Source organism: Pseudomonas sp. 24 E 13 (assembly GCF_900004715.1).
Taxonomy (GTDB): Bacteria; Pseudomonadota; Gammaproteobacteria; order Pseudomonadales; family Pseudomonadaceae; genus Aquipseudomonas; species Aquipseudomonas orientalis_A.
Genome location: NZ_CVTO01000140.1, coordinates 36,128 through 57,728 on the forward strand (window position 1 = coordinate 36,128; position 21,601 = coordinate 57,728).

Sequence of the window (21,601 nt, forward strand, 5' to 3'; positions counted from 1 at the left end):
TCTATTTACCGACCAAATGAGCCTCAGGTGGTCGTCGTCGCGCCAGCGTCCCGATATACTCGCCCGTGCAAGCGCAGGAACCCCAGTCTTGACGGGCTGCTGTGCCAAAACGTTGTTGGGCGCCATCCAGCCGATTTGGCAGAGTTTCCCTTTAGTTCGCCTTACGAGAAACGCATCGAGCGGTGTATGTTGGTGCTGAAACGTTTTTCCAGAAGACGGCTATCCACTTGAAATACCCATGAAGCGTCACGGGTCAGAGGCCCTCGGCATGATCGAACTCGAACAAGAAGATCCTATCCCGCAAGGCGATCTCGCCCTGCAAATCACTGCACTTCCACGTGAAACCAACGGTTTTGGCGATATCTTCGGTGGCTGGCTGGTCGCGCAGATGGACCTGGCCGGCACGGCAATGGCCAGCAAGGTGGCCGGCGGACGTGTAGCCACCGTGGCCATTGATCGCATGGCATTCCTGGTCCCGGTCGCGGTGGGCGCGCAGTTGTCCTTCTATACCCAGGCCCTGGAAATCGGCCGCAGCTCGATCCAGATGATGGTCGAAGTGTGGAGCGACGACCCGCTGTCCAGCGAATGGCGCAAGGTGACAGAGGCGGTGTTCGTGTTCGTCGCCATCGACGGCAGCGGCCGCACGCGCTCGGTTCCGTCGCGCGCGCGTTAAACCTCATCGGGGTTTCACGGTCAATTGCCCCATTGCCCATTGCCTGCCATTGAGAGAGCTTTGTTATGCCGACGCCCCACGTTGAAACCGTGAAAATCGACGAGCTGGACTGCTGGCGCATCCGCCACAACGGCGCCGAATTGATGGTGGCCCAACAGGGCGCGCATCTCTTCAGTTATCAGCGCGATGGCGAGCAGCCGCTGATCTGGCCGAACCCCGAGGCGGTGTTCAAGCAGGGCAAAGGCATTCGTACCGGCGTCCCGGTGTGCTGGCCGTGGTTTGGTGTATTCGAGCGCAACCCGCAGAGCGTCAAGGCGATGCGTCAAAGCGATCAGCCGGCCGGCGCCCACGGTTTTGTGCGGACGGCGTTGTGGGAATTAGCCGCAACCAGGCTTGAAGGCCAGGCGTTGCGGGTGGACCTTGCGCTGCCCGTACCGGCAGGCGGCTTTCCTGGCTGGCCTCATCAGGTCGACCTGACGTTGAGCCTGGTGCTGGACGACCAGTTGCATATCCACCTCACCAGCCATAACCGTGGCACTGACACCGTGACCTTCAGCCAGGCATTGCACACCTACTTCGCCGTCAGCGATGTGCGCAACGTGCAGGTCGAAGGCGTGGAGGGGGCGACCTATATCGATACCGCCGATGGCTGGACCGAGAAAACCCAGTCCGGCCTGCTGCACTTCAGTGCCGAGACTGACCGTATCTACCTCGATACACCGGCCCGCCTGAGCATCCTCGACAAGGACTGGCAGCGTCGCATCCAGCTCACCAGCGAAGGGTCGAAATCGACCGTGATCTGGAACCCATGGACCGAACGCGCCAAGGCCTTCGATGACATGGCCGACGATGGCTGGCAGGGGATGCTGTGCATCGAGACGGCGAATGTGCTGGACGACGTGGTGGCGTTGGCGCCCGGCGAAAGCCACACCCTGGGTGTGAGCATCGCCAGCATTCCTTTGTAAACCCAATCAAAAATGTGGGAGGGGGCAAGCCCCCTCCCACATTGTTATGTGTTGGCTGTTAGAGATCGGACTCCTTCACCACCCGCACCTTTCCCGCATCCAGCGCATACGCCGCGTCCGCCAGGTCGTTATTCACCTTCTCCACCTTCAAGGTTCCGGTCACCCACAGCGGCGTGTAGATATCATCCAGCTTCAGCCCCTTGGGATAGCGCACCAGCACCAGTTGGTTGGGCGGCGGTGGCGGCACATGGATGCACGCGCCAGGGTACGGCACGAGAAAGAACAGGGTGCTGCGGCCCTTGGCATCGGTTTCCAACGGCACCGGGTAGCCGCCGATACGGATGTGCTTGCCGTTCATGGCCGCCACGGTCTTGGTGGAATACATCACCGCCGGCAAGCCTTTGCTCTGCTTCAGGCCACCCTTATCGGTAAAGGTGCCTTGGGCTTCGGGCGAGTTGTGATCGATCTCGGGCATGGCTTCGAGGGCTTTCTGATCCGACAGCGGCATCAGCTCGAGCCAGTCGGTTTCCGGCAGTTCGCCGGCGTGGGCCAGGCCTGAGCCCAGCAAGAGGAGAGTCAACAGGAAACGGCGCATGGAGAGGCTCGGCAAGTACAAGTGCCGAGCATTCTAGCCCTCTGCGCCTGCGCAGCGCAGAGGACTTTGTCGGCTGATTACTTTCTTTTGATCAGGCCGTAGATGACCAGCAGCACGATCGCACCGATCAGCGCACCGATAAAGCCTGCGCCTTGACCGGCCTGGTAGATCCCCAGCGCCTGGCCACCGTAGGTTGCAGCCAGGGAGCCGGCGATACCCAGCAGAATGGTCATGATCCAGCCCATGCTGTCGTCGCCAGGCTTGAGGAAACGCGCCAGCAGGCCGACGATCAAGCCGATAAAGATGGTTCCAATGATACCCATGGCATTTCCCTCTGATTGGTGTGAGTCATGCCAAAGCCTAGTCAGACTTTGGCATCCTGCAATCAGAGGGACGCCGAGCCTTAATGGTTCCCGCGACGATGCAGCTTATTGTTCGGCGATCAGCGCTTCGACCTTGAGGATCTGCGCCTGCAGGGTCGCGCGGTCCTTGCAGCGCAGGTTGGCGTGACCCACCTTGCGCCCTGCCTTGAAGGCCTTGCCGTAGTGATGCACATGGCAATCGTCGATCGCCATGACTCGCTCAACCGACGGCACCACGCCGATGAAGTTGAGCATGGCGCTCTCGCCAACCTTGGCCGTGGAGCCCAACGGCAAGCCCGCCACCGCCCGCAGGTGGTTCTCGAACTGGCTGCATTCGGCGCCTTCGGTGGTCCAGTGCCCGGAGTTGTGCACGCGTGGGGCGATTTCGTTGGCCTTGAGACCGCCATCGACTTCGAAGAACTCGAACGCCATCACGCCAACGTAATCCAGCTGCTTGAGCACGCGGCTGGAATAATCCTCGGCCAGGGCCTGCAGCGGGTGGTCGGTGCTGGCGACGGACAGCTTGAGAATGCCGCTGTCGTGGGTGTTGTGCACCAACGGATAGAAGCGGGTTTCGCCGTCACGGGCACGCACGGCGATCAGCGAGACTTCACCGGTGAACGGCACGAAGCCTTCCAGCAGGCACGCGACGCCGCCCAGTTCGGCAAAGGTGCCGACCACATCGGCCGCCGTGCGCAGGACTTTCTGGCCCTTGCCGTCATACCCCAGGGTGCGGGTTTTCAACACGGCCGGCAGGCCGATGCTGGCGACGGCGGCGTCCAGGTCCGCCTGGGACTGGATGTCGGCGAAGGCCGGGGTCGGGATGCCCAGGTCCTTGAACATGCTCTTCTCGAACCAGCGGTCGCGCGCGATGCGCAGGGCTTCGGCGCTCGGGTACACCGGGACGAACTGCGACAGGAACGCCACGGTTTCGGCCGGGACGCTTTCGAACTCGAAGGTCACCAGGTCAACTTCGTCGGCCAGTTGACGCAGATGATCCGGGTCGCTGTAGTCCGCGCGCAGGTGTTCACCCAGGGCTGCCGCGCAAGCGTCCGGCGCCGGGTCCAGGAAAGCGAAGTTCATCCCCAGCGGGGTTCCCGCCAGAGCCAGCATGCGGCCCAGTTGGCCGCCACCGATTACACCGATTTTCATCAATCAACACCCTCAGGCGATGCGTGGGTCTGGATTGTCCAGCACGCTGTCTGTCTGCTCAGCACGGAATTTTTTCAGCACCGCATGGAACTGCGGGTGCTTGGCGCCCAGGATACTGGCGGACAGCAACGCGGCGTTGATCGCGCCGGCCTTGCCGATCGCCAGGGTTGCCACCGGAATGCCGGCGGGCATCTGCACGATGGACAACAGCGAATCCACGCCCGAGAGCATTGACGACTGCACCGGTACACCGAGCACGGGCAGGTGAGTCTTGGCTGCACACATGCCCGGCAAATGCGCCGCACCGCCGGCACCGGCAATGATCACCTCGATGCCACGGGATTCTGCTTCATCGGCATACTGGAACAGCAAGTCCGGGGTGCGGTGGGCGGAGACCACCTTCACTTCGTACGGAATGCCGAGTTTTTCCAGCATATCGGCGGTGTGGCTAAGGGTGGACCAATCGGACTTGGAGCCCATGATCACGCCAACCAATGCACTCATCGTCGTGCCTCTTCTCTCTGGGCGCCCGCAGGCGCGTCAAAAAACAACAAGCCACGCGGGAAATCCGGCGTGGCTTGGTGTACGAATTAAGGCCGGTTGGACCGGCCGAAGGCCGCGCAGTATACCGTAATAATCCAGATAAACAGCCCCTGGGATGACCATCTGTCTTGCCGCCCAAACCGGCGGTTTTATTGACTCCGGAGTCAGTCCAATACACCGCAAAACCCTGTGGGAGGGGGCTTGCTCCCGATAGCGGTCTGTCAGTGACATATTCAGTGCCTGACACACCGCAATCGGGGGCAAGCCCCCTCCCACATTTGCCCTGCATTGGGCCTGAAATTGGGCGCGAGGCTGGGCCCGAGACTGGGCTCAGGTATTTTGCGCCGCGCCACCTTCCAGCTTTCGCCACAACAACCGCACATTCGCCTTGCGCACCAGCGCGCAGCGATACAGCCGAATCTCCAGCGGCACATGCCATTGCGCCCCGCCACACACCACCAACTCGCCGCGGGCCAGTTCCGCCCTCACGCTCAACTGCGGTACCCAGGCGATACCCAGACCTTCCAGCGCCATGCTCTTGAGGCTGTCGGCCATGGCGGTTTCATAAATGGTGGTAAAACGCAGCGCACGCTGGCGCAGCAGCAGGTTCACCGAGCGTCCGAGAAAGGCGCCGGCACTGTAGGCCAGCAACGGCACGCTGCCCTCGCCTTCCAGATCGAACAGCGGCTTGCCATCGGCATCGGCGGCGCACACCGGGAGCATTTCGGTGTTGCCCAGGTGCAGCGAGGGAAAGATCTCGGCGTCCATCTGCATCGCGGCATCCGGGTCGTAGAACGCCAGCATCAGGTCGCAGCCGCCTTCGCGCAGGGCGTGCACGGCATCACCGACGTTGGTGGCGACCAGCCGCGTGGCGATGTTCAAACCTTCGTTGCGCAGTTGGGCGATCCAGCGCGGGAAAAAACCCAATGCCAGGGAGTGAGCCGCCGCCACCTGCATGACCTCCCCCTGGCCGCCTTCCAGATGATGCAAATGGCGCAGCACTTCACCGAGTTGTTCGACCACCGTGCGCGCGGTGACCAGGAACAATTGCCCCGCCGCCGTCAGCTCCACCGGCGTGCGTGAGCGATTGACCAGGGTCAGCCCCAGCGCCGCTTCCAGGCTGCGAATACGTCGACTGAACGCCGGCTGGGTGACAAAGCGCCGCTCCGCCGCCTGGGAAAAGCTGCGCGTCGCCGCCAGGGCGCTGAAGTCTTCCAGCCATTTGCTCTCAAGGTTCATCACTGCCTCCCACGGGGAATGCACCATTTTGGCACACACGCCCGTCATGGTAACCGGGTCACATCGACATTATGCCGTTTGTGCATAGGCCAGTGCTTAACAGCATTGGCCCAAAAACTCTCAAAAGCCTAGCATTCACAGCGTTCCGGCCAGTTCCGGGTCCCTATCGAGATGATTTCCGTCATGTCCTCTGCTGCATCTTTCCGTACCGAAAAAGACCTGCTTGGCGTACTCGAAGTACCTGCCCAAGCGTATTACGGCATCCAGACCCTGCGAGCGGTGAACAACTTCCGCCTCTCGGGCGTTCCGATTTCGCATTACCCGAAATTGGTGGTCGGTCTGGCAATGGTCAAGCAAGCAGCAGCGGACGCCAACCGCGAACTGGGCCAGCTCAGCGAAGCCAAGCACGCGGCCATCAGCGAAGCGTGCGCCCGCCTGATTCGTGGCGATTTCCACGAAGAGTTCGTGGTGGACATGATTCAAGGCGGCGCCGGCACTTCCACCAACATGAATGCCAACGAAGTGATCGCCAACATCGCGCTGGAGGCCATGGGCCATCAGAAGGGTGAGTACCAGTACCTGCACCCCAACAACGATGTGAACATGGCGCAGTCGACCAACGACGCCTACCCGACCGCGATCCGTCTGGGTCTGCTGCTGGGCCATGACGCGCTGCTGGCCAGCCTCGACAGCCTGATCCAGGCCTTCGCCGCCAAAGGTGTCGAGTTCGGGCATGTATTGAAAATGGGCCGCACCCAACTGCAAGACGCCGTGCCGATGACCCTCGGCCAGGAATTCCGCGCCTTCGCCACCACCCTGAGCGAAGACCTGGCCCGCCTGAAAACCCTGGCGCCGGAGCTGCTCACCGAAGTGAACCTGGGCGGCACCGCCATCGGCACCGGCATCAACGCCGACCCACGCTACCAGGCCCTGGCCGTACAACGCCTGGCCACCATCAGCGGCCAGCCGCTGGTACCGGCGGCCGACCTGATCGAAGCCACCTCCGACATGGGCGCCTTCGTGCTGTTCTCCGGCATGCTCAAGCGTACCGCGGTGAAGCTGTCGAAGATCTGCAACGACCTGCGCCTGCTGTCCAGCGGCCCACGCACCGGCATCAACGAAATCAACCTGCCGGCGCGCCAGCCAGGCAGCTCGATCATGCCCGGCAAGGTCAACCCGGTGATCCCGGAAGCCGTGAACCAGGTGGCGTTCCAAATCATCGGTAACGATTTGGCCCTGACCATCGCGGCCGAAGGCGGCCAGCTGCAACTGAACGTGATGGAGCCGCTGATCGCCTACAAGATCTTCGACTCGATCCGCCTGCTGCAACGCGCCATGGACATGCTGCGCGAGCACTGCATCGTCGGCATCACCGCCAACGAAGCGCGCTGCCGCGAACTGGTGGAGCACTCCATCGGCCTGGTCACCGCGCTGAACCCCTACATCGGCTATGAAAACGCCACCCGCATTGCGCGAATCGCCCTTGAAAGCGGTCGCGGTGTGCTGGAACTGGTGCGTGAAGAAGGCTTGCTCGACGACGCCATGCTCGACGACATCCTGCGCCCCGAAAACATGATCGCTCCACGCTTGGTCCCGCTGAAGGCCTAAGTGTTTGTTGCACCGCTCACCAGGCTGAGAGACTAGACACCTCTCACCTTTTGAGGGCCTGAAGGCTCGTTCTTCAGGCCCTTTTTTTTGCCTTGAGGTTGCTTATGACGCCTATAAAAAATCCAATATCGCACCGCTTACCCACCTCCCCTCTCACCGCTTCGCTGAAACCTTTAATCAGGCCGAGCAGACGGATCACGTTCGCCTAGGTATAGTGCCGCCCCTCTTCGTGTCAGAGATCGTCGGTAACGAGGTCCTGTACAGCGCGAAACCGCATGAATAACAACACCCGCAAAAGGATTGGGGTCGAACGTCGCGCACTGCCTGGTGCCGAGCGATGCGTCGCACCGTCCTGCGTTTGCCATTAGAAAAATCAGCGAGGAACACTCCATGCTCGAAGTCATCAACGACTTCCTCTCAGGGAAAGTACTGATCGTGCTCATTGTCGGGCTCGGCGGTTATTTCACGATCCGCTCGCGTTTCGTTCAATTGCGTCACTTTTTCCACATGTTCTCGGTGTTTAAAGACAGCCTGAAAAGCAGCTCCGGCCAACTCAGCTCGTTCCAGGCGCTGATGCTCAGCCTGGCCGGCCGTGTGGGCGCCGGTAACATCGCAGGCGTCGGCATTGCCGTGACCCTGGGTGGCCCGGGCGCCGTGTTCTGGATGTGGGTCACCGCGTTGGTGGGCATGTCCTCGAGCTTTATCGAGTGCTCCCTGGGTCAGCTGTACAAGCGCACCGATGCAGAAGGTGCCTACCGTGGCGGCCCGGCCTATTACATCCAGCACGGCCTGCACAAACGCTGGCTGGGGATGGTCATGGCGTTCCTGCTGCTGGTGACTTTCGGCTTTGCCTTCAACGGCCTGCAAGCCCACGCGGTTACCCACTCGCTGAATAATGCCTTCGGTCTCGACACCACTTACACCGGCCTCGCGCTGGCGGTGTTGCTGGGCCTGGTGTTCATTGGCGGGATCAAGCGTATTGCCTCGATCGCCGACCTGCTGGTACCGGTCAAGACGCTGGTCTACATCGCCGTGACCCTGTACGTGATCGTGCTGCAGTTCGACCACGTGCCGGCCATGCTCGCGACCATCGTCAAGAGCGCCTTCGGCCTCGACCAGGCCTTCGGTGGCCTGGTGGGCAGCGCGATCATCATGGGCGTCAAACGCGGCGTGTTCGCCAACGAAGCCGGTTTAGGCAGTGCGCCCAACGTGGCGGCGGTGGCCTCCGTGGAACACCCGATTGCCCAAGGTGTGGTGCAAGCGTTCAGCGTGTTCCTCGACACCTTCGTGATCTGCACCTGCACCGCGTTGCTGATCCTGCTGTCCGGCTTCTACACCCCGGGCTTTGAAGGCGACGGCATTGCCCTGACCCAGAACTCCCTGGCCGCCGTGGTCGGTGACTGGGGCCGCATGTTCATCTCGGTCGCCCTGGCGTTGTTCGTGTTCACCTCGATCATGTACAACTACTACCTGGGCGAGAGCAACCTGCGCTTTCTGGTCGGCAACAACCGCAAGGTACTGATGGGCTATCGCGCCTTGGTGCTGGTGCTGATTTTCTGGGGTTCGATCGAGAACCTGAGCACCGTGTTCGCCTTCGCCGACATCACCATGACCATGCTCGCGTTCGTCAACCTGTTCGCCCTGGCGTTCCTGTTCAAGATCGCCATGCGCATCCTCAACGACTACGACGGCCAGCGCGCAGCGGGCATCAAGACCCCGGTGTTCGATTCCAGCCAGTTCCCCGACCTGGACCTGGACCGCAAGGCCTGGCCGGCCAACCCGGTAAAATCCGAAGCGGCAGCGTCGGCTGAACTGAGCGCCCAGGCGCAACGTTAATCACCGCCAGATGACACGCCGCCCGGCCTTGGGCATGCTCTGGGCCCGGCGGCGTTTTTCGTTCAGGAGATTGTTCATGCAAGCAGCCAACAACGTCATGGTGCTCTACACCGGCGGCACCATCGGCATGCAGGCCAGTGCCAACGGCCTGGCACCCGCTTCCGGTTTTGAGGCGCGTATGCGCGAGCAACTGGCCGACGCACCCGTGCCCACGTGGCGCTTTCGGGAGATGTCGCCGCTGATCGACAGCGCCAATATGACCCCTGCCTACTGGCAGCGCCTGCGCAGCGCCGTTGTCGAGGCCGTGGACGACGGCTGCGACGCCGTGCTGATCCTGCACGGCACCGACACCCTGGCGTACAGCGCGGCGGCCATGAGTTTTCAACTCCTCGGTCTGCCGGCACCCGTACTGTTCACCGGCTCGATGTTGCCGGCAGGCGTGCCCGACAGTGATGCCTGGGAAAACGTCAGCGGTGCGCTGACGGCACTCGGGGAAGGCCTGGCACCCGGCGTGCAATTGTATTTCCACGGCGCGCTCATGGCGCCCACCCGGTGCGCGAAGATCCGCAGCTTTGGTCGCCATCCGTTTGCCGCCTTGCAACGTAACGGCGGAGTCTCCCAAGCCGACATGATCCCCGCGGCCCTGCATTACCGCCAGCCCAAGTCTGAAGCCAGGGTCGGCGTCCTGCCGTTGGTGCCGGGTATCGCCGCCGACCTGTTGGATGCGCTGGTCGACAGCGGCCTCCAGGCGCTGGTGCTCGAATGCTTCGGCAGCGGCACCGGCCCAAGTGACAACCCGGCCTTCCTGGCCAGCCTGCAACGTGCGCAGGATCAGGGTGTAGTGGTGGTTGCGATCACCCAATGCCATGAAGGCGGCGTGGAGCTGGACGTCTACGAAGCCGGCAGCCGCCTGCGCGGTGTGGGCGTGCTGTCCGGTGGCGGCATGACCCGCGAGGCGGCCTTCGGCAAGCTCAACGCACTGCTCGGGGCCGGGTTGCCGACCCGCGAAATCCGTCGCCTGGTGGAACTGGACCTGTGCGGCGAACTGAACTGAGCGGCATGTAACTTGCTCCACTTCCAGCCACCCCATGGCTGGAAGTCCCCATGCTGCACTCCCATCTCACCACCCTCAATGCCGTGTCCCTGGTGCTCAGTACCTTCGAGGCCGAAGGCTTGCCCCATGCCGCGCTACTGGCCGGCAGCGGCATCTGCGCAGCGGACTTGCGCCGCGCCGACACACGTATCGCCACGCACCAGGAGATGCAGGTGTGCGCCAACGCCGTGGCCCTGCAGCGCGATATCGGCTTGATCGTGGGGCGGCGCATGCATGTTTCCTCCTACGGCATGCTCGGCTATGCCCTGCTCACCAGTGCCACTTTCGGTGACGCTTTGCGCCTGGCCCTGCGTTATCCGGCGCTGTTGGGAACACTCTTCGAACTGAGCCTGGAGGAAGACGACGAACGTATCTGGTTCACCGCCGGCGATTACCGCGAGAGCCCCGCACTGACGGCCTTCAATGTCGAGTTGTGCCTGGGGTCGTTGAAAGTTATCTGCGACGACCTGCTCGGCCATCCACTGCCCCTGTTGGGCGCTCGTTTCGAGCACGACGCGCCGGATTATCAAGCGCGTTACGTCGAGAGCTTCGATTGCCCGCTGCAGTTCCAGGCCACGGCCAATGCATTCGCCTTCGATAAACGCTGGCTTGCCCAACCCCTGCCGCTGGCTGACGCCGTGACCCACCAGGCCATGGTCGAGCGCTGCCGGAAACAGAACACCGAATTCACCGGACGCGAGGCATGGCTGGGGCGAATCCGTCAGTTGCTGGCCGCGCAACTGCACGCCGCACCCGGGCTGGAGGGCCTGGCCCGGCAAATGAACTGTTCCGCACGCACCCTGCGTCGACACTTGCACCACCTGGGCTGCAGCTATCAGGAACTGCTCGATGAGTTGCGCTTTGAACGCGCCAAACAGTTATTGGCTGACGACCTGTGGCCGATCCACCGGATAGCCGAAACGCTGGGGTTCAGCGAAACGGCCAGCTTCAGGCATGCGTTCGTACGCTGGAGCGGCGTCGCGCCGAGTCAATTTCGCGCATGACGCCCCGTTCAGGGGCCCATTGCGGACACACAGGCTGGCCATATTTATCCCCTTTTGGCCGCTCCTGCCGTTCTCATAAATCGCACCCGCCGCAAGACTGCATGCACCGACAGAGCCTGCGGAGAACAACACATGCTGACGATCTACTCGGACGATCACCACCTGCACCACGGCCGCTGTGAATTGATGGACGGGCAACTGATGCCCTGCTTTGAAATGCCCTCGCGCGCCGACCACGTGCTGCAACGCGTCAAAGACCGTGACCTGGGCCCGGTGCAGGCGCCGCAGGACTTCGGTCTGGCACCGCTGCAACGTATTCACAGCCGCGACTATCTCGACTTCTTCAAGGGCGCCTGGCAACGCTGGACCGAGTACGGCCAGGATGGCGACCTGTTGCCCTACACCTGGCCCGCGCGCACGTTGCGCCGCGTGATGCCCGCCAGCCTGCACGGGCAGCTGGGCTATTACAGTTTCGATGGAGGCGCGCCGATCACCGCCGGCACCTGGCAAGCGGCCTACAGCGCGGCGCAAGTCGCCCTCACCGCCCAGGCCGCCATCACGCAAGGCGCCCACAGTGCCTTTGCGCTGTGCCGCCCGCCCGGGCATCACGCCGCCAGCGACCTGATGGGCGGTTATTGCTACCTCAATAACGCGGCCATCGCCGCCCAGGCGTTTCTCGACCAGGGCTGCAAAAAGGTCGCCATCCTCGATGTGGACTACCACCACGGCAACGGCACGCAATCGATTTTCTACCCGCGCAGCGATGTGCTCTTCACCTCAATCCACGGCCATCCGGAGGCGGAGTTCCCATTCTTTCTCGGGTATGCCGATGAGCTGGGAGAGGGCCCGGGAGAAGGGTTCAACTTCAACTATCCGTTACCGGCCGGCGCCACCTGGGAAACCTGGAGCGACGCGCTTGAACAAGCCTGTGCCGAGATCACTCGCTACGGTGCCGATGTCATCGTTGTCTCCCTGGGCGTGGACACCTTCAAGGACGACCCCATTTCGCAATTCAAGCTCGACAGCCCGGACTACCTGGCCATGGGTCGACGCATCGCGCAGCTCGGCACGCCAACGCTGTTTGTGATGGAAGGCGGCTACGCCGTGGAAGAAATCGGCATCAACGCCGTCAACGTGCTTGAAGGTTTCGAGGAAGCAGCCCAATGAACATACTCAAATCGCTCGTCCTGTGCGTCGCGGTGGCCAGCGGCGCGGCACAGGCCGAAGAGAAAACCCTGAAGGTCTACAACTGGTTCGACTACATCACCCCCAAGGCCCTTGAGGACTTCAAGGCGCAGAACCCGTCGATCAAACTGGTGTACGACATCTTCGACACAAACGAGGCGCTGGAAGCCAAGCTGCTCACCGGCAATTCCGGCTATGACGTGGTGGTGCCGTCCAACGTGTTCCTGGCCAAGCAGATCGAAGCCGGGGTGTTCCAGCCCCTGGACCGTAGCCAGTTGCCCAACTGGAAGCACCTGGATCCCAAGCTGATGAAGCTGATCGAAGCCAACGACCCCGGCAATCAGTACGCCGTGCCCTACATGTACGGCACCATCCTGATCGGCTTCAACCCGGCCAAGGTCAAGGCGGCCCTGGGCGACGACGCGCCAGTGGACAGCTGGGACCTGATCTTCAAGGAAGAAAACATCAGCAAGCTCAAGCAGTGCGGGGTCGCGCTGCTGGATTCGCCCTCGGAGATCCTGCCGCTGGCCTTGCAGCATCTGGGCCTGGACCCCAATAGCAGCAACCCCAAGGACTACATCAAGGCCGAAGCGCTGCTGATGAAAATCCGCCCATACATCACCTACTTTCACTCCTCCAAATACATGGCCGATATCGCCAACGGCGACATCTGCGTGGCCGTGGGCTATTCCGGTAGTTTTTCCCAGGCCGCCAACCGCGCCAAGGAAGCCAAGAACGGCGTGACCGTGGATATGCGCCTGCCCAGGGAAGGCGCGCCGATCTGGTTCGACATGCTCGCCATCCCCAAGGGTGCTAAAAATCCGGGCGACGCCTACACCTTCATCAACTATTTGTTGCAACCCAACGTCATCGCACCGGTCAGCGACTTCGTCGGTTATCCCAACCCGAACAAGGACGCCACCGAGTGGGTCGACCCGGCGATACGCAACAACCCCAACCTGTACCCGACCGACGCGGCCATGACGACGCTCTATACCCTCAAGCCCCTGGACAGCAAAGCCGAACGCGCCAGGACCAGGGCCTGGACCAAGATCAAATCCGGCACCTGAAACACCTTGCTTTGACGGGCGCCTTCGCGGGCGCCGCGATTTATCTACCGTCCTCTCGGCTATGGCCATCGCTACCTTGCACCTCCTCGACGCCCGTCCAGGCCAGCGATTGCAGAGGAGCAACACATGCCCAACGACCTACATAACACTAATCACCGCCCCCCCAGCACCTATGAACTGCTCACCCAGTTAACCAACGGGCCCACCACCCACGAGGTCGCCGCCATCACGTTGCGCTCGGCACTCCGAGACCTCTACCCCGCGCTCAATATCGACCCTGACCTGGCAATGGTGGTCAGCCCTCGCTGGCACATCGTGGGCAGTGCTGTCGAACCGGCGCCAGCCGTAATCCAGTCCCTGACCTCGGTACTGGCCAACCAGGCGCTGTCCGGCGAACGAGTGACTTACATCGATGGCGAGCACTTCCTCACGCTACAGCCGAACGCGGCGACGCCTGTACACCTTGAGGTGAAGATCGATGCCATCGCACGCCTGATCAACGAGTTGTCCGCCTTGCTGTTCACCGCTTTTCAGGAACAGCAGCTTAATTTCTGGAACGCCTCCAACGGCAGCACCGGGCCACGCTGGCGGACATTTTCCAACTCACTGAGAAAAGTGTGGAACGTCAACGAAGAGCAGGGCTTGGCAGAGCACGAAGCGGCCATGGCCCGTGGATTTTTCCAAGAGCCCGACCGGGCGAGGCGCTCGTTGAATGATCGCTACCAGAGTCGTGCCTACCTGGTCGATATCGACCTGCTTCGGGACGGCGAGTCCACCCACATCAGTTTTACGGACATCGCCGTACTGGTTGGCGAGCACGACAAGCGCCAAATGGTCCTGACGCACTCGCTGGTAAGCGGGTACGAAAGCTTCGCGTCAGTCGAAGCATTCGGCGCCTCACTGCCGGCCCGGTTGAGTGCGCCGGAGCGCGATACCACGTTGCAGTGGCGTCTCTATGAGCCCGATGGCAATTTTTTCGACGCGCTGGCCTGCACCCTGATTGACCTGCAAATCCGCACCATCGGCAGTTACAGCCAAGCCGCTGTCGATGAGCCGGCACAGGAGCAGCCAAGCCCTGTCACCGTCGCCCGCATTGTGCCCAGCATCGAAGAGATGAGCGATCACCAACTCTCGAGTATCCGAGAGATTCATCAACAACTGCCCGACTGGCTGGCTTCGGCGTCGGACTCGGACACCGCCGCCTACAGCCGCTATATGATCGACCTGGCCCAACTGCATGCCCACTACCAGGGCGAAACATTCCAGGACGGCATTGCGCCCATTCGGGACTATGCCCGCACACAGCTGCAAAGCCGCATCCAGTCGCATAAAGACGGTGCGCGCCTGAACCTGGACAAAATCGAGGTGGTGATCGAAAGCCCGGTGGTATGGGGCACGTTCATCGTGCCGGGCAGCGTGGACATCACCCGTCGCGGCCTGATCGATCTGGCGCTGGACAACCTCACCGGCCTGCCCACCGGCAATATCACGGTGCGCTACGGCGACAATGACGATGGTGTCCCCAACTGGCTGACCTTCAGCTATCTGAAAGACCTGATCGAAGACATTGATATCGGCGAACACTACCCCGCGCTGATCAAACAGAAACTGCTCGATGAACCGGTGCAATCCAGTCACCGCCAACAGCTCTATACCAGCCATCTACGCCTGCAACTGCCGCTGCTGGCCCTGCAAATGAAAATCCGCAGGCAGGGCGCAATTGATGAGCTCGGCTACCGCTACGTTGCCGCCGTGATGCACACCGGTGAACACGACCGCCACGTAGACGGGCAGCCCATTGTTATCCGCGCCCTGGCCTTCGTGCCCACCTTGCGCCCCGGCCATGAGCGCGACGTGGTCGCCAATATGTTCGTGATCGGTCCAAGGGACGCCAGCGCCGGCCCGTGCCTGCTTTATCGCCCGTTGCTGGAACCGGTGCTGATGCAATACCCGGCACGGCAAAACCTGTTGTACGCGATCAAACATGAGCGCCCCTTGCGCGAATCGGTGCTGGCCTGGCTGCCGCAGGCGCAGAGCTTCAACTACGCCCAATACGTGTTTCCCGACACGTTGCCCTCGCCCTGGACGGTGGTGCGCGCCCTCGTCGAGCCCCTCACCCTGCTCTACATGAGCGGCCCCGTGACCCTGGCCGATGAAGAAGTGGGCAATGACGCCCTTGCAACGCTGTTCAAGGCCAATGCCACCGCCATGATCGAACTGGCGGCCCGTCAGTCGGTGTCCAATGTACAGAAACGCTGGGCGACGTTTCGCCACACCGGCTGGCAAATATTCAACGCGGCCCTGCCATTCATAGGCCGCACCGTCGGAATTGCCGCCTGGATCTGGCAAATCATGGACGACCTGCAAGCCACCGAGGAAGCGGTAAACAAGGAGGATCAACACGCCTCATGGACCGCATTAGTGGATGTATTCCTCAACCTGGGCATGGCTCTGACCCTGCACATCGCCCTACGCCATCCCCGCCCGCCGGGACAGTTCGGTGCGCCGAAGATCGAAACTGAATCCGAGTCGACAATGATCGACACCGCCGGTAAACCACCTGTTGCCGAAAAAACATACACCGCCGTGCAACAAGCAGATATTCCCGACAACCAACTGCCCGCCAAGCATCAAGGCGCCGTACACATCCTGGGGGCCCTGGGTCATAGCCGCTTGGGCCTGGCCAGGACACTCGACAGTTTCAACGTCGCCAAACCCGACAAGCTTGGCGCGCAAAACAAAACGCGCGGGCGCCACTTGAATCTGTATCCACTTGCCGACAAATGGTATGCACCGGTTGGTGCGCGCTGGTTCGAAGTCAGGGTGGATGACAACGACAGTGTCATCATCATTGACCCGCAGGCACCCTTGCGTACGGGCCCGCCGCTGATCGGCAATCTGGCGGGCCAGTGGTTTGTCGACATCCGCTTGCGACTGCGCGGCGGCGGCCTTCGCAACCGTCAGCGTGCGGTCAAGGTCAATCAGCCTGAGCGCATTACGGCACTCATGACCCAGCTCAACGCCTTTGATGCGGTCGCCGCCAGGCAACAGCTGGACGCGCTTGAGTCAAAACCCGAACTGGACGCCGCCCCTGGCCCTTCCACGGACCTGCTGCGTACAGCGTTCATAGGTAAAGTCGACAACCGGCTGACGGCGTACGATGAGGCGATCAGTCAGCTGAAATCCTTGAGCATCATCGATGCCGTGCCCGCCTATCAGGGCAACATGAGTGAATACCTGAAGCAGCAAATACAACTGACTCAGGTAGTCATGGAACAACAACTGGTGAGCTATAAGCAGGCCCTGGAATCGTCGTTCCCAATCCTCGATGCCGAGGTGGACATTGACTATAAAAACCAGGCGCAAAGCGCGCAAACCCTGTCCACGTTGAACCTGGCAATCATCAAGCGCCTGGAGTTCATCAACGACCGTTTCAGCGATCTCAAAGTGCTGGGGGATGAAGGTGCAGCGGTCATTCAAAAAGCCCTGAGCGAATTGCCACCGCTCACCCTCGCCGAGCTCAAATCCCTGGAGATCGGCTTGGGTCGCTACCTGTGTATCGATGAAGAGCAAAGCCAGATCCCCGCCACGCTGCGAGAGCAGATGAACCAGTGCGTCGACACAACCGAACTTAACGTCGAGAGTTTCACTGAAGTTGTGAGACGGGGCAGCGACACGTCGCTGGATGAGCGCATTGATGTGCTCAACAGCCTGGTTGAGCAATTTTCCAGTGCAGATCAACGTCTGCTGGAGCTACACGCCGACCATCCGCAGTATCTGCTGAAAACCCGCCTGCAGGGTTTTCGCCAGCAGATCGGCGGATTCAGCCAGCGCGCCATTCACGACCTGGCGCAACTGCTGCGCGAGAAAAAAGCCCTGGAACCCAAGCCCGGCAGCTCAAAGACCTCGCACACGCCACGACGCAAGATAATCAAGACACGCTACGACGGCGTGTTAATAGCTCAACCCCGTGAGTCCGACAGTACCCTGGTCGATGTGAGGACGTCCGTGACAGGCAAGGTGCTTGCTACGTTTCATGAAAAAACCCCAGGCGTCTGGGTCAAGCGGCAAAAGGTCACCTCTGCATCGCCAGTGCCTGCCACGCTGGACCTGGATACCAGCATCAACACCGGACAAACGCTGTTGAATGCCGAGCAGGCTGAAACCCGTAAATACCAGGGCTTCTCGCGTAAACCCTGGCACGCGCCGCAGGATATCCAGGATATGTACGAGGCCTACGCCAAACAACTGGAGGGTGCGTCAAACGACATCGAGCAAGCGCTGACCCGGCGCAATCTCACCGAAAGCGACCATACTTCCGCCGCTTCGACCAAACGCAACCTCAACGACGCAGCACAGCGGCTTTATCACCTGGGTAGAAAAACCTACATCGAGATGATCAAACACCAGCCGCCCACTGCGGCGCGGGTGGAATGGCTGCATAACCAAGGGCTGACCAGGATCACCAGAACCTTCAGCCGTCGTGCCGTCAAAGGGCCCCCAAAGGGCTATCTGGACGAGTACGAAGTCCGTGATAAAGAGACCAACGCCGTGCTGTGGTACGCGCACTTTCACTACGCAACGAAAGGCGCCGCTCTTGAGAGATTCGACAAGGCCCACCTCAAGACGCGCGAACAACAGCGGCTCGGTGGCGCTCGTCAACGCACCGGCCCCAGTGACTGGGAAATGATAGAAATCCACCGCAGCAGCATCGGTGATCAACTGGCCAAGTCGCTGTTCTTCGACAGCTGATCGCCTTTTATGCCTGCCAAACCTCGCGCAAACGTGCCAGCGCCTGCGCGATGGCCGCCTCGGGCACGGCGGCAAACCCCATCAACAGGCCTGCGTGCTGGTCCGCTGGTGGGCTTGTGCCAGCCAGCCAATAGCTACTTAAACCGGTGATCTCAACCTCTACCGCACGAGCCTGCGCGAGCAACGCCTGCTCGCGGGCCAGGCTGTCCACTCGCACGGTCAAGTGCAGCCCGGCAGCAACGCTGGGCAAGGCGCCGACGCCGGGCAACCCATCGGGCCAACCGGCCAGCAAGGCGTTGCGTCGGTTCAATGCAGCGCGACGCATTCGGCGAATGTGGCGTTGGAAGTGTCCCGCCGCCATGAACTCTGCCATCACCGCCTGGGTGCTGACTTCGGAATGGCGCATGTCCACGGCGCGCCGCCGGGTAAACGCTTGCACAAGGGCCGCAGGCAACACCAGATAGCCCAGGCGCAACGCGGGGAACGCCACTTTGCCGAACGTGCCGACGTATAACACGCGGCCACTGCGATCCAGCGCCGCCAGGGGCGACAGCGGCGCACCGCTGTAGCGGTACTCTCCGTCGTAGTCATCCTCGACGATCCAGCCACCCGTACGCTCGGCCCAGGCCAGCAACTCCAGACGCCGGGCCAGGCTCATCACCACCCCCAACGGATATTGATGGGAAGGTGTGACATAGGCCACACGGCAGTCATGCAGAGCGTTGAGCACCTGGCAATCCAGGCCCTCGCTGTCTACCGGCACGCCCTGCAATTGCCCACCGGCCAGGGCGAATGCATGGCCGGCCGCACGGTAACCCGGATTTTCCACCGCCACCCCATCACCCGGCTCAACCAGCAGCTGTGCACAAAGGCTGATTGCCTGCTGTGCACCACTGGTGATCACAATTTGTTCAGCCGTGCACTGCATACCCCGTGAGCTGCGCAGGTACGCGGCAATCAAGCCACGCAGGCGGCTGTCACCTGCCGGGTCGCCATAACACAGCTGTTCCAGGTCGGGTTTGCGCCAGAACGCCCCGTTGAGCTTGGCCCACACTTCAAACGGGAACAGGTCGAAGGCCGGCACGCCCACGCGAAAAGCACGAGGTGGACCTGAAGGCGGTTGAGGCAAGTGATGATTTTTTACCCGCACCAAGCCCGTGCTGTGGATAACTTCATCGTCAAGATGTTCCGGTAAATCCGCCCATTTTGTGGATAACCCTGGGGATAAGCCTGTTGAAAACCCTGTGGATACTTGTGTGGATAGTTTTTTCGGCATCGGCAATTGGGCGACATAGGTGCCATCTCCCACCCGACTTTCGATAAACCCTTCCGCGTACAGCTGATCGTAGGCGCGCACGACGCTGTTTCGGGAAATCGACAATGCTGTCGCCAAATCTCGGGTAGCGGGTAAACGTGTACCACTGACCAAGCGTCCATCCAGCACGCGCTGGCGCAGGGCCTCATAGAGTTGGCGCGTCAGGCCCTGGCGGCGGTCCAGTTCAATACCGGCAGGGTTGAAGGATAAAGGCGGCGCGATGGACGGCATATTGGACCTATGAAAATAGCGCTAGATGGCTCTTACAACGAACCAATAGCCTGCCTAGGATGCAGGCATTCGCCAAGGAAAATTTCCCATGTACACCCCCCGCGCCTTTGCCATCGATGATTTGCCCCAACTCCAGCAACTGATCCAGCACACCCGTCTGGCGCAGTTGGTGACCGTGGGAGAAAACGGCCTGCAAGCCAGCCACCTGCCACTGCTGCTCAACCCCGATGAAGGTCCCAACGGCACGCTTTACGGGCACTTGGCCAAGGCCAACCCGCAATGGCGCGAGCTGCAAAATGGCCATGAGGCGCTGGTGATCTTCGCGGGGGCCGACGCCTATGTCAGTCCGGCGTTTTACCCGGCCAAAGCCGAACACGGCAAAGTGGTGCCGACCTGGAACTACATGGCCGTGCACGCCTATGGCAAGGCGCAGGTGTTCAACGACGCCGAGCGATTGCTCAAGGTGGTCAGCGCCCTCACCGAGCGCCATGAAAGTGGCCGCGCCCAACCCTGGGCGGTCAGTGACGCACCGGCGGACTACATTGACGGCATGCTCAAGGCCATCGTCGGCTTCGCCCTGCCCATCGAACGCGTGATCGGCAAGCGCAAGCTCAGCCAGAACCGCAGCGCGGCCGACGTGGCCGGCGTGCGCGAAGGCCTGGCCGCCAGTACCGATGTGCGTGACCAGGCCCTCGCCCGCTTTATTCCCCAAGGAGTTGCACAATGAGCCAGATCGACATTCGCCAAGTCACCGCCGCCGACCACACCGCCTGGCTCCCGTTGTGGCAGGCGTATTTGAAGTTCTACAACACCGAACTGCCGGACGCCGTCAGCCAAAGCACCTGGCAACGCCTGATCGACGCCCGCGAGCCGACTCATTCGGCACTCGCCTGGCAGGACGGCAAGGCAGTGGGCATGGTCAACTTCATCTACCATCGTTCCAACTGGAGCATCGAGAACTCCTGCTACCTGCAGGACTTGCTGGTGGACCCAGCCCAACGTGGCACTGGCGTGGGCCGCAAGCTGATCGAATTCGTCTACGCCACCGCCAAGGCCGATGGCTGCTGCAAGGTGCACTGGTTGACCCACGAGACCAACGCCACCGCGATTCAACTGTACGAACGCATCGCTGAACGCCCAGGTTTCATCCAATTTCGCAAAGGTCTTTAAGGAGCGCAGCATGGTCACTTCCCCCGCCGACTGGAAAGGCGCCCCCGCGCCTGCCGCGCAACTGCTTGAAGGGCGCTTCATTCGCCTGGAAAAGCTCGACCCGGCGCGTCACGCCGAACAACTGTGGCAAGCCCTCGAGGGCCCCGGTGCCGACCCGACGTTGTGGGACTTTTTGCCCTACGGCCCTTTTCCCGAGCGCAGCGCCTTCGATGCCTGGCTGAACAACCATGCCGCCAGCAGCGACCCGTATTTCTTCAGCGTGGTCGACCGCGCAAGCGGCCAGGTCCAGGGCATCCTCAGCCTGATGTCCATCGTCCCCGCTCACGGGCGTATTGAAATCGGCCACGTCACCTTTGGCGCACCGATGCAGCGCTCGCCAAAAAGTACCGAAGCGGTGTACCTGCTGGCCAAGTACGCGTTCGAGCAGGGCTACCGCCGCCTGGAATGGAAGTGCAACAACGGCAATGCGCGCTCCAGGTATGCAGCCGAGCGCCTGGGGTTCAGTTTTGAAGGCGTGTTCCGCCAGCATATGGTGGTCAAGGGGCAGAACCGGGATACGGCGTGGTATTCGATGCTGGATTCGGAATGGCCGAAGATTGGCGCGGGGTTTGAGGCGTGGTTGTCGGAGGAGAACCAGGCCGGTTCCGGTCAGATCAGAACACTGGCCGAATGCCGAACCTGAACCTCACTCGCAACACAAAACATGTGGGAGGGGGCTTGCCCCCGATGGCGGCCTCTGGCCGACCAGGATGTTGGATTGGAACGAGTACATATCCGTTTCTGCGGTAACGGCCACTTAGGGTTCCGC

The 21,601-nt window shown here is 61.5% G+C and carries 18 protein-coding genes; 12 read left to right on the forward strand and 6 right to left on the reverse strand.

What is annotated here, in order from left to right:
* The first annotated feature begins 268 nt into the window (after positions 1–268).
* Together BFP90_RS18810 and BFP90_RS18815 are read left to right on the forward strand one after the other, a co-directional pair.
* A complete protein-coding gene (locus BFP90_RS18810; protein ID WP_003176975.1) occupies positions 269–673 on the forward strand; it encodes an acyl-CoA thioesterase in 405 nt (134 codons plus the stop codon).
* Between the two features lie 65 nt (positions 674–738).
* On the forward strand, positions 739–1,638 hold the full coding sequence (locus tag BFP90_RS18815) for a D-hexose-6-phosphate mutarotase (protein ID WP_065893024.1): 900 nt from the start codon (positions 739–741) through the stop codon (positions 1,636–1,638).
* A gap of 58 nt (positions 1,639–1,696) precedes the next feature.
* On the opposite strand, the gene BFP90_RS18820 is transcribed toward BFP90_RS18815, so the two are convergent.
* The 5 genes from BFP90_RS18820 to BFP90_RS18840 form a co-directional block, all read right to left on the reverse strand.
* The gene (locus tag BFP90_RS18820) at positions 1,697–2,233 is read right to left on the reverse strand and encodes a DUF3299 domain-containing protein (protein ID WP_065893023.1); all 537 of its coding nucleotides are present in this window, start codon (positions 2,231–2,233) and stop codon (positions 1,697–1,699) included.
* A gap of 77 nt (positions 2,234–2,310) precedes the next feature.
* The gene (locus tag BFP90_RS18825) at positions 2,311–2,556 is read right to left on the reverse strand and encodes a GlsB/YeaQ/YmgE family stress response membrane protein (RefSeq protein ID WP_065883801.1); all 246 of its coding nucleotides are present in this window, start codon (positions 2,554–2,556) and stop codon (positions 2,311–2,313) included.
* A gap of 105 nt (positions 2,557–2,661) precedes the next feature.
* On the reverse strand, positions 2,662–3,747 hold the full coding sequence (locus tag BFP90_RS18830; protein ID WP_065897687.1) for a 5-(carboxyamino)imidazole ribonucleotide synthase: 1,086 nt from the start codon (positions 3,745–3,747) through the stop codon (positions 2,662–2,664).
* Positions 3,748–3,759: 12 nt separating this feature from the next.
* A complete protein-coding gene (gene purE, locus BFP90_RS18835) occupies positions 3,760–4,251 on the reverse strand; it encodes a 5-(carboxyamino)imidazole ribonucleotide mutase (protein ID WP_003195648.1) in 492 nt (163 codons plus the stop codon).
* 369 nt (positions 4,252–4,620) lie between these two features.
* Positions 4,621–5,529, reverse strand: a complete 909-nt coding sequence (locus BFP90_RS18840) for a LysR substrate-binding domain-containing protein (protein ID WP_065883805.1) — start codon at positions 5,527–5,529, stop codon at positions 4,621–4,623.
* 183 nt (positions 5,530–5,712) lie between these two features.
* Here BFP90_RS18840 and aspA point away from each other — a divergent pair, with 183 nt between their 5' ends.
* The 7 genes from aspA to BFP90_RS18875 all read left to right on the forward strand — a co-directional run bounded on the left by aspA (position 5,713) and on the right by BFP90_RS18875 (position 18,077).
* A complete protein-coding gene (gene aspA / locus BFP90_RS18845) occupies positions 5,713–7,137 on the forward strand; it encodes an aspartate ammonia-lyase (protein WP_065883807.1) in 1,425 nt (474 codons plus the stop codon).
* A 390-nt stretch (positions 7,138–7,527) separates the two neighbouring features.
* Positions 7,528–8,973, forward strand: a complete 1,446-nt coding sequence (locus tag BFP90_RS18850) for an alanine/glycine:cation symporter family protein (RefSeq protein ID WP_065897688.1) — start codon at positions 7,528–7,530, stop codon at positions 8,971–8,973.
* Between the two features lie 76 nt (positions 8,974–9,049).
* Complete coding sequence (locus BFP90_RS18855; RefSeq protein ID WP_065897689.1) at positions 9,050–10,027, forward strand: asparaginase; 978 nt, start codon at positions 9,050–9,052, stop codon at positions 10,025–10,027.
* A gap of 50 nt (positions 10,028–10,077) precedes the next feature.
* On the forward strand, positions 10,078–11,070 hold the full coding sequence (locus tag BFP90_RS18860; RefSeq protein WP_065897690.1) for an AraC family transcriptional regulator: 993 nt from the start codon (positions 10,078–10,080) through the stop codon (positions 11,068–11,070).
* A 132-nt stretch (positions 11,071–11,202) separates the two neighbouring features.
* Positions 11,203–12,237 carry a histone deacetylase family protein gene (locus BFP90_RS18865; RefSeq protein WP_065897691.1) on the forward strand — a complete coding sequence of 345 codons (1,035 nt, stop codon included), beginning with the start codon at positions 11,203–11,205 and terminating at the stop codon, positions 12,235–12,237.
* Entirely contained in the window at positions 12,234–13,325 is a 1,092-nt protein-coding gene (locus BFP90_RS18870; protein WP_065897692.1) for a polyamine ABC transporter substrate-binding protein, read from the forward strand. Before BFP90_RS18865 ends, BFP90_RS18870 begins: the two co-directional genes overlap by 4 nt.
* Positions 13,326–13,451: 126 nt before the next feature.
* Positions 13,452–18,077, forward strand: coding sequence for a dermonecrotic toxin domain-containing protein (locus BFP90_RS18875; protein WP_065897693.1), 4,626 nt, complete (start codon positions 13,452–13,454; stop codon positions 18,075–18,077).
* Positions 18,078–18,084: 7 nt separating this feature from the next.
* On the opposite strand, the gene BFP90_RS18880 is transcribed toward BFP90_RS18875, so the two are convergent.
* Positions 18,085–19,623, reverse strand: a complete 1,539-nt coding sequence (locus BFP90_RS18880; protein WP_065897694.1) for a MocR-like pyridoxine biosynthesis transcription factor PdxR — start codon at positions 19,621–19,623, stop codon at positions 18,085–18,087.
* A gap of 88 nt (positions 19,624–19,711) precedes the next feature.
* Here BFP90_RS18880 and BFP90_RS18885 point away from each other — a divergent pair, with 88 nt between their 5' ends.
* Genes BFP90_RS18885 through BFP90_RS18895 form a run of 3 tightly spaced genes read left to right on the forward strand, consistent with a single transcriptional unit; the run spans position 19,712 to position 21,475 of the window.
* Complete coding sequence (locus BFP90_RS18885; RefSeq protein ID WP_065897695.1) at positions 19,712–20,350, forward strand: FMN-binding negative transcriptional regulator; 639 nt, start codon at positions 19,712–19,714, stop codon at positions 20,348–20,350.
* Entirely contained in the window at positions 20,347–20,793 is a 447-nt protein-coding gene (locus BFP90_RS18890) for a GNAT family N-acetyltransferase (protein WP_065883826.1), read from the forward strand. Before BFP90_RS18885 ends, BFP90_RS18890 begins: the two co-directional genes overlap by 4 nt.
* Positions 20,794–20,803: 10 nt before the next feature.
* Positions 20,804–21,475, forward strand: coding sequence for a GNAT family N-acetyltransferase (locus BFP90_RS18895; protein WP_065897696.1), 672 nt, complete (start codon positions 20,804–20,806; stop codon positions 21,473–21,475).
* Positions 21,476–21,601 lie beyond the last annotated feature (126 nt).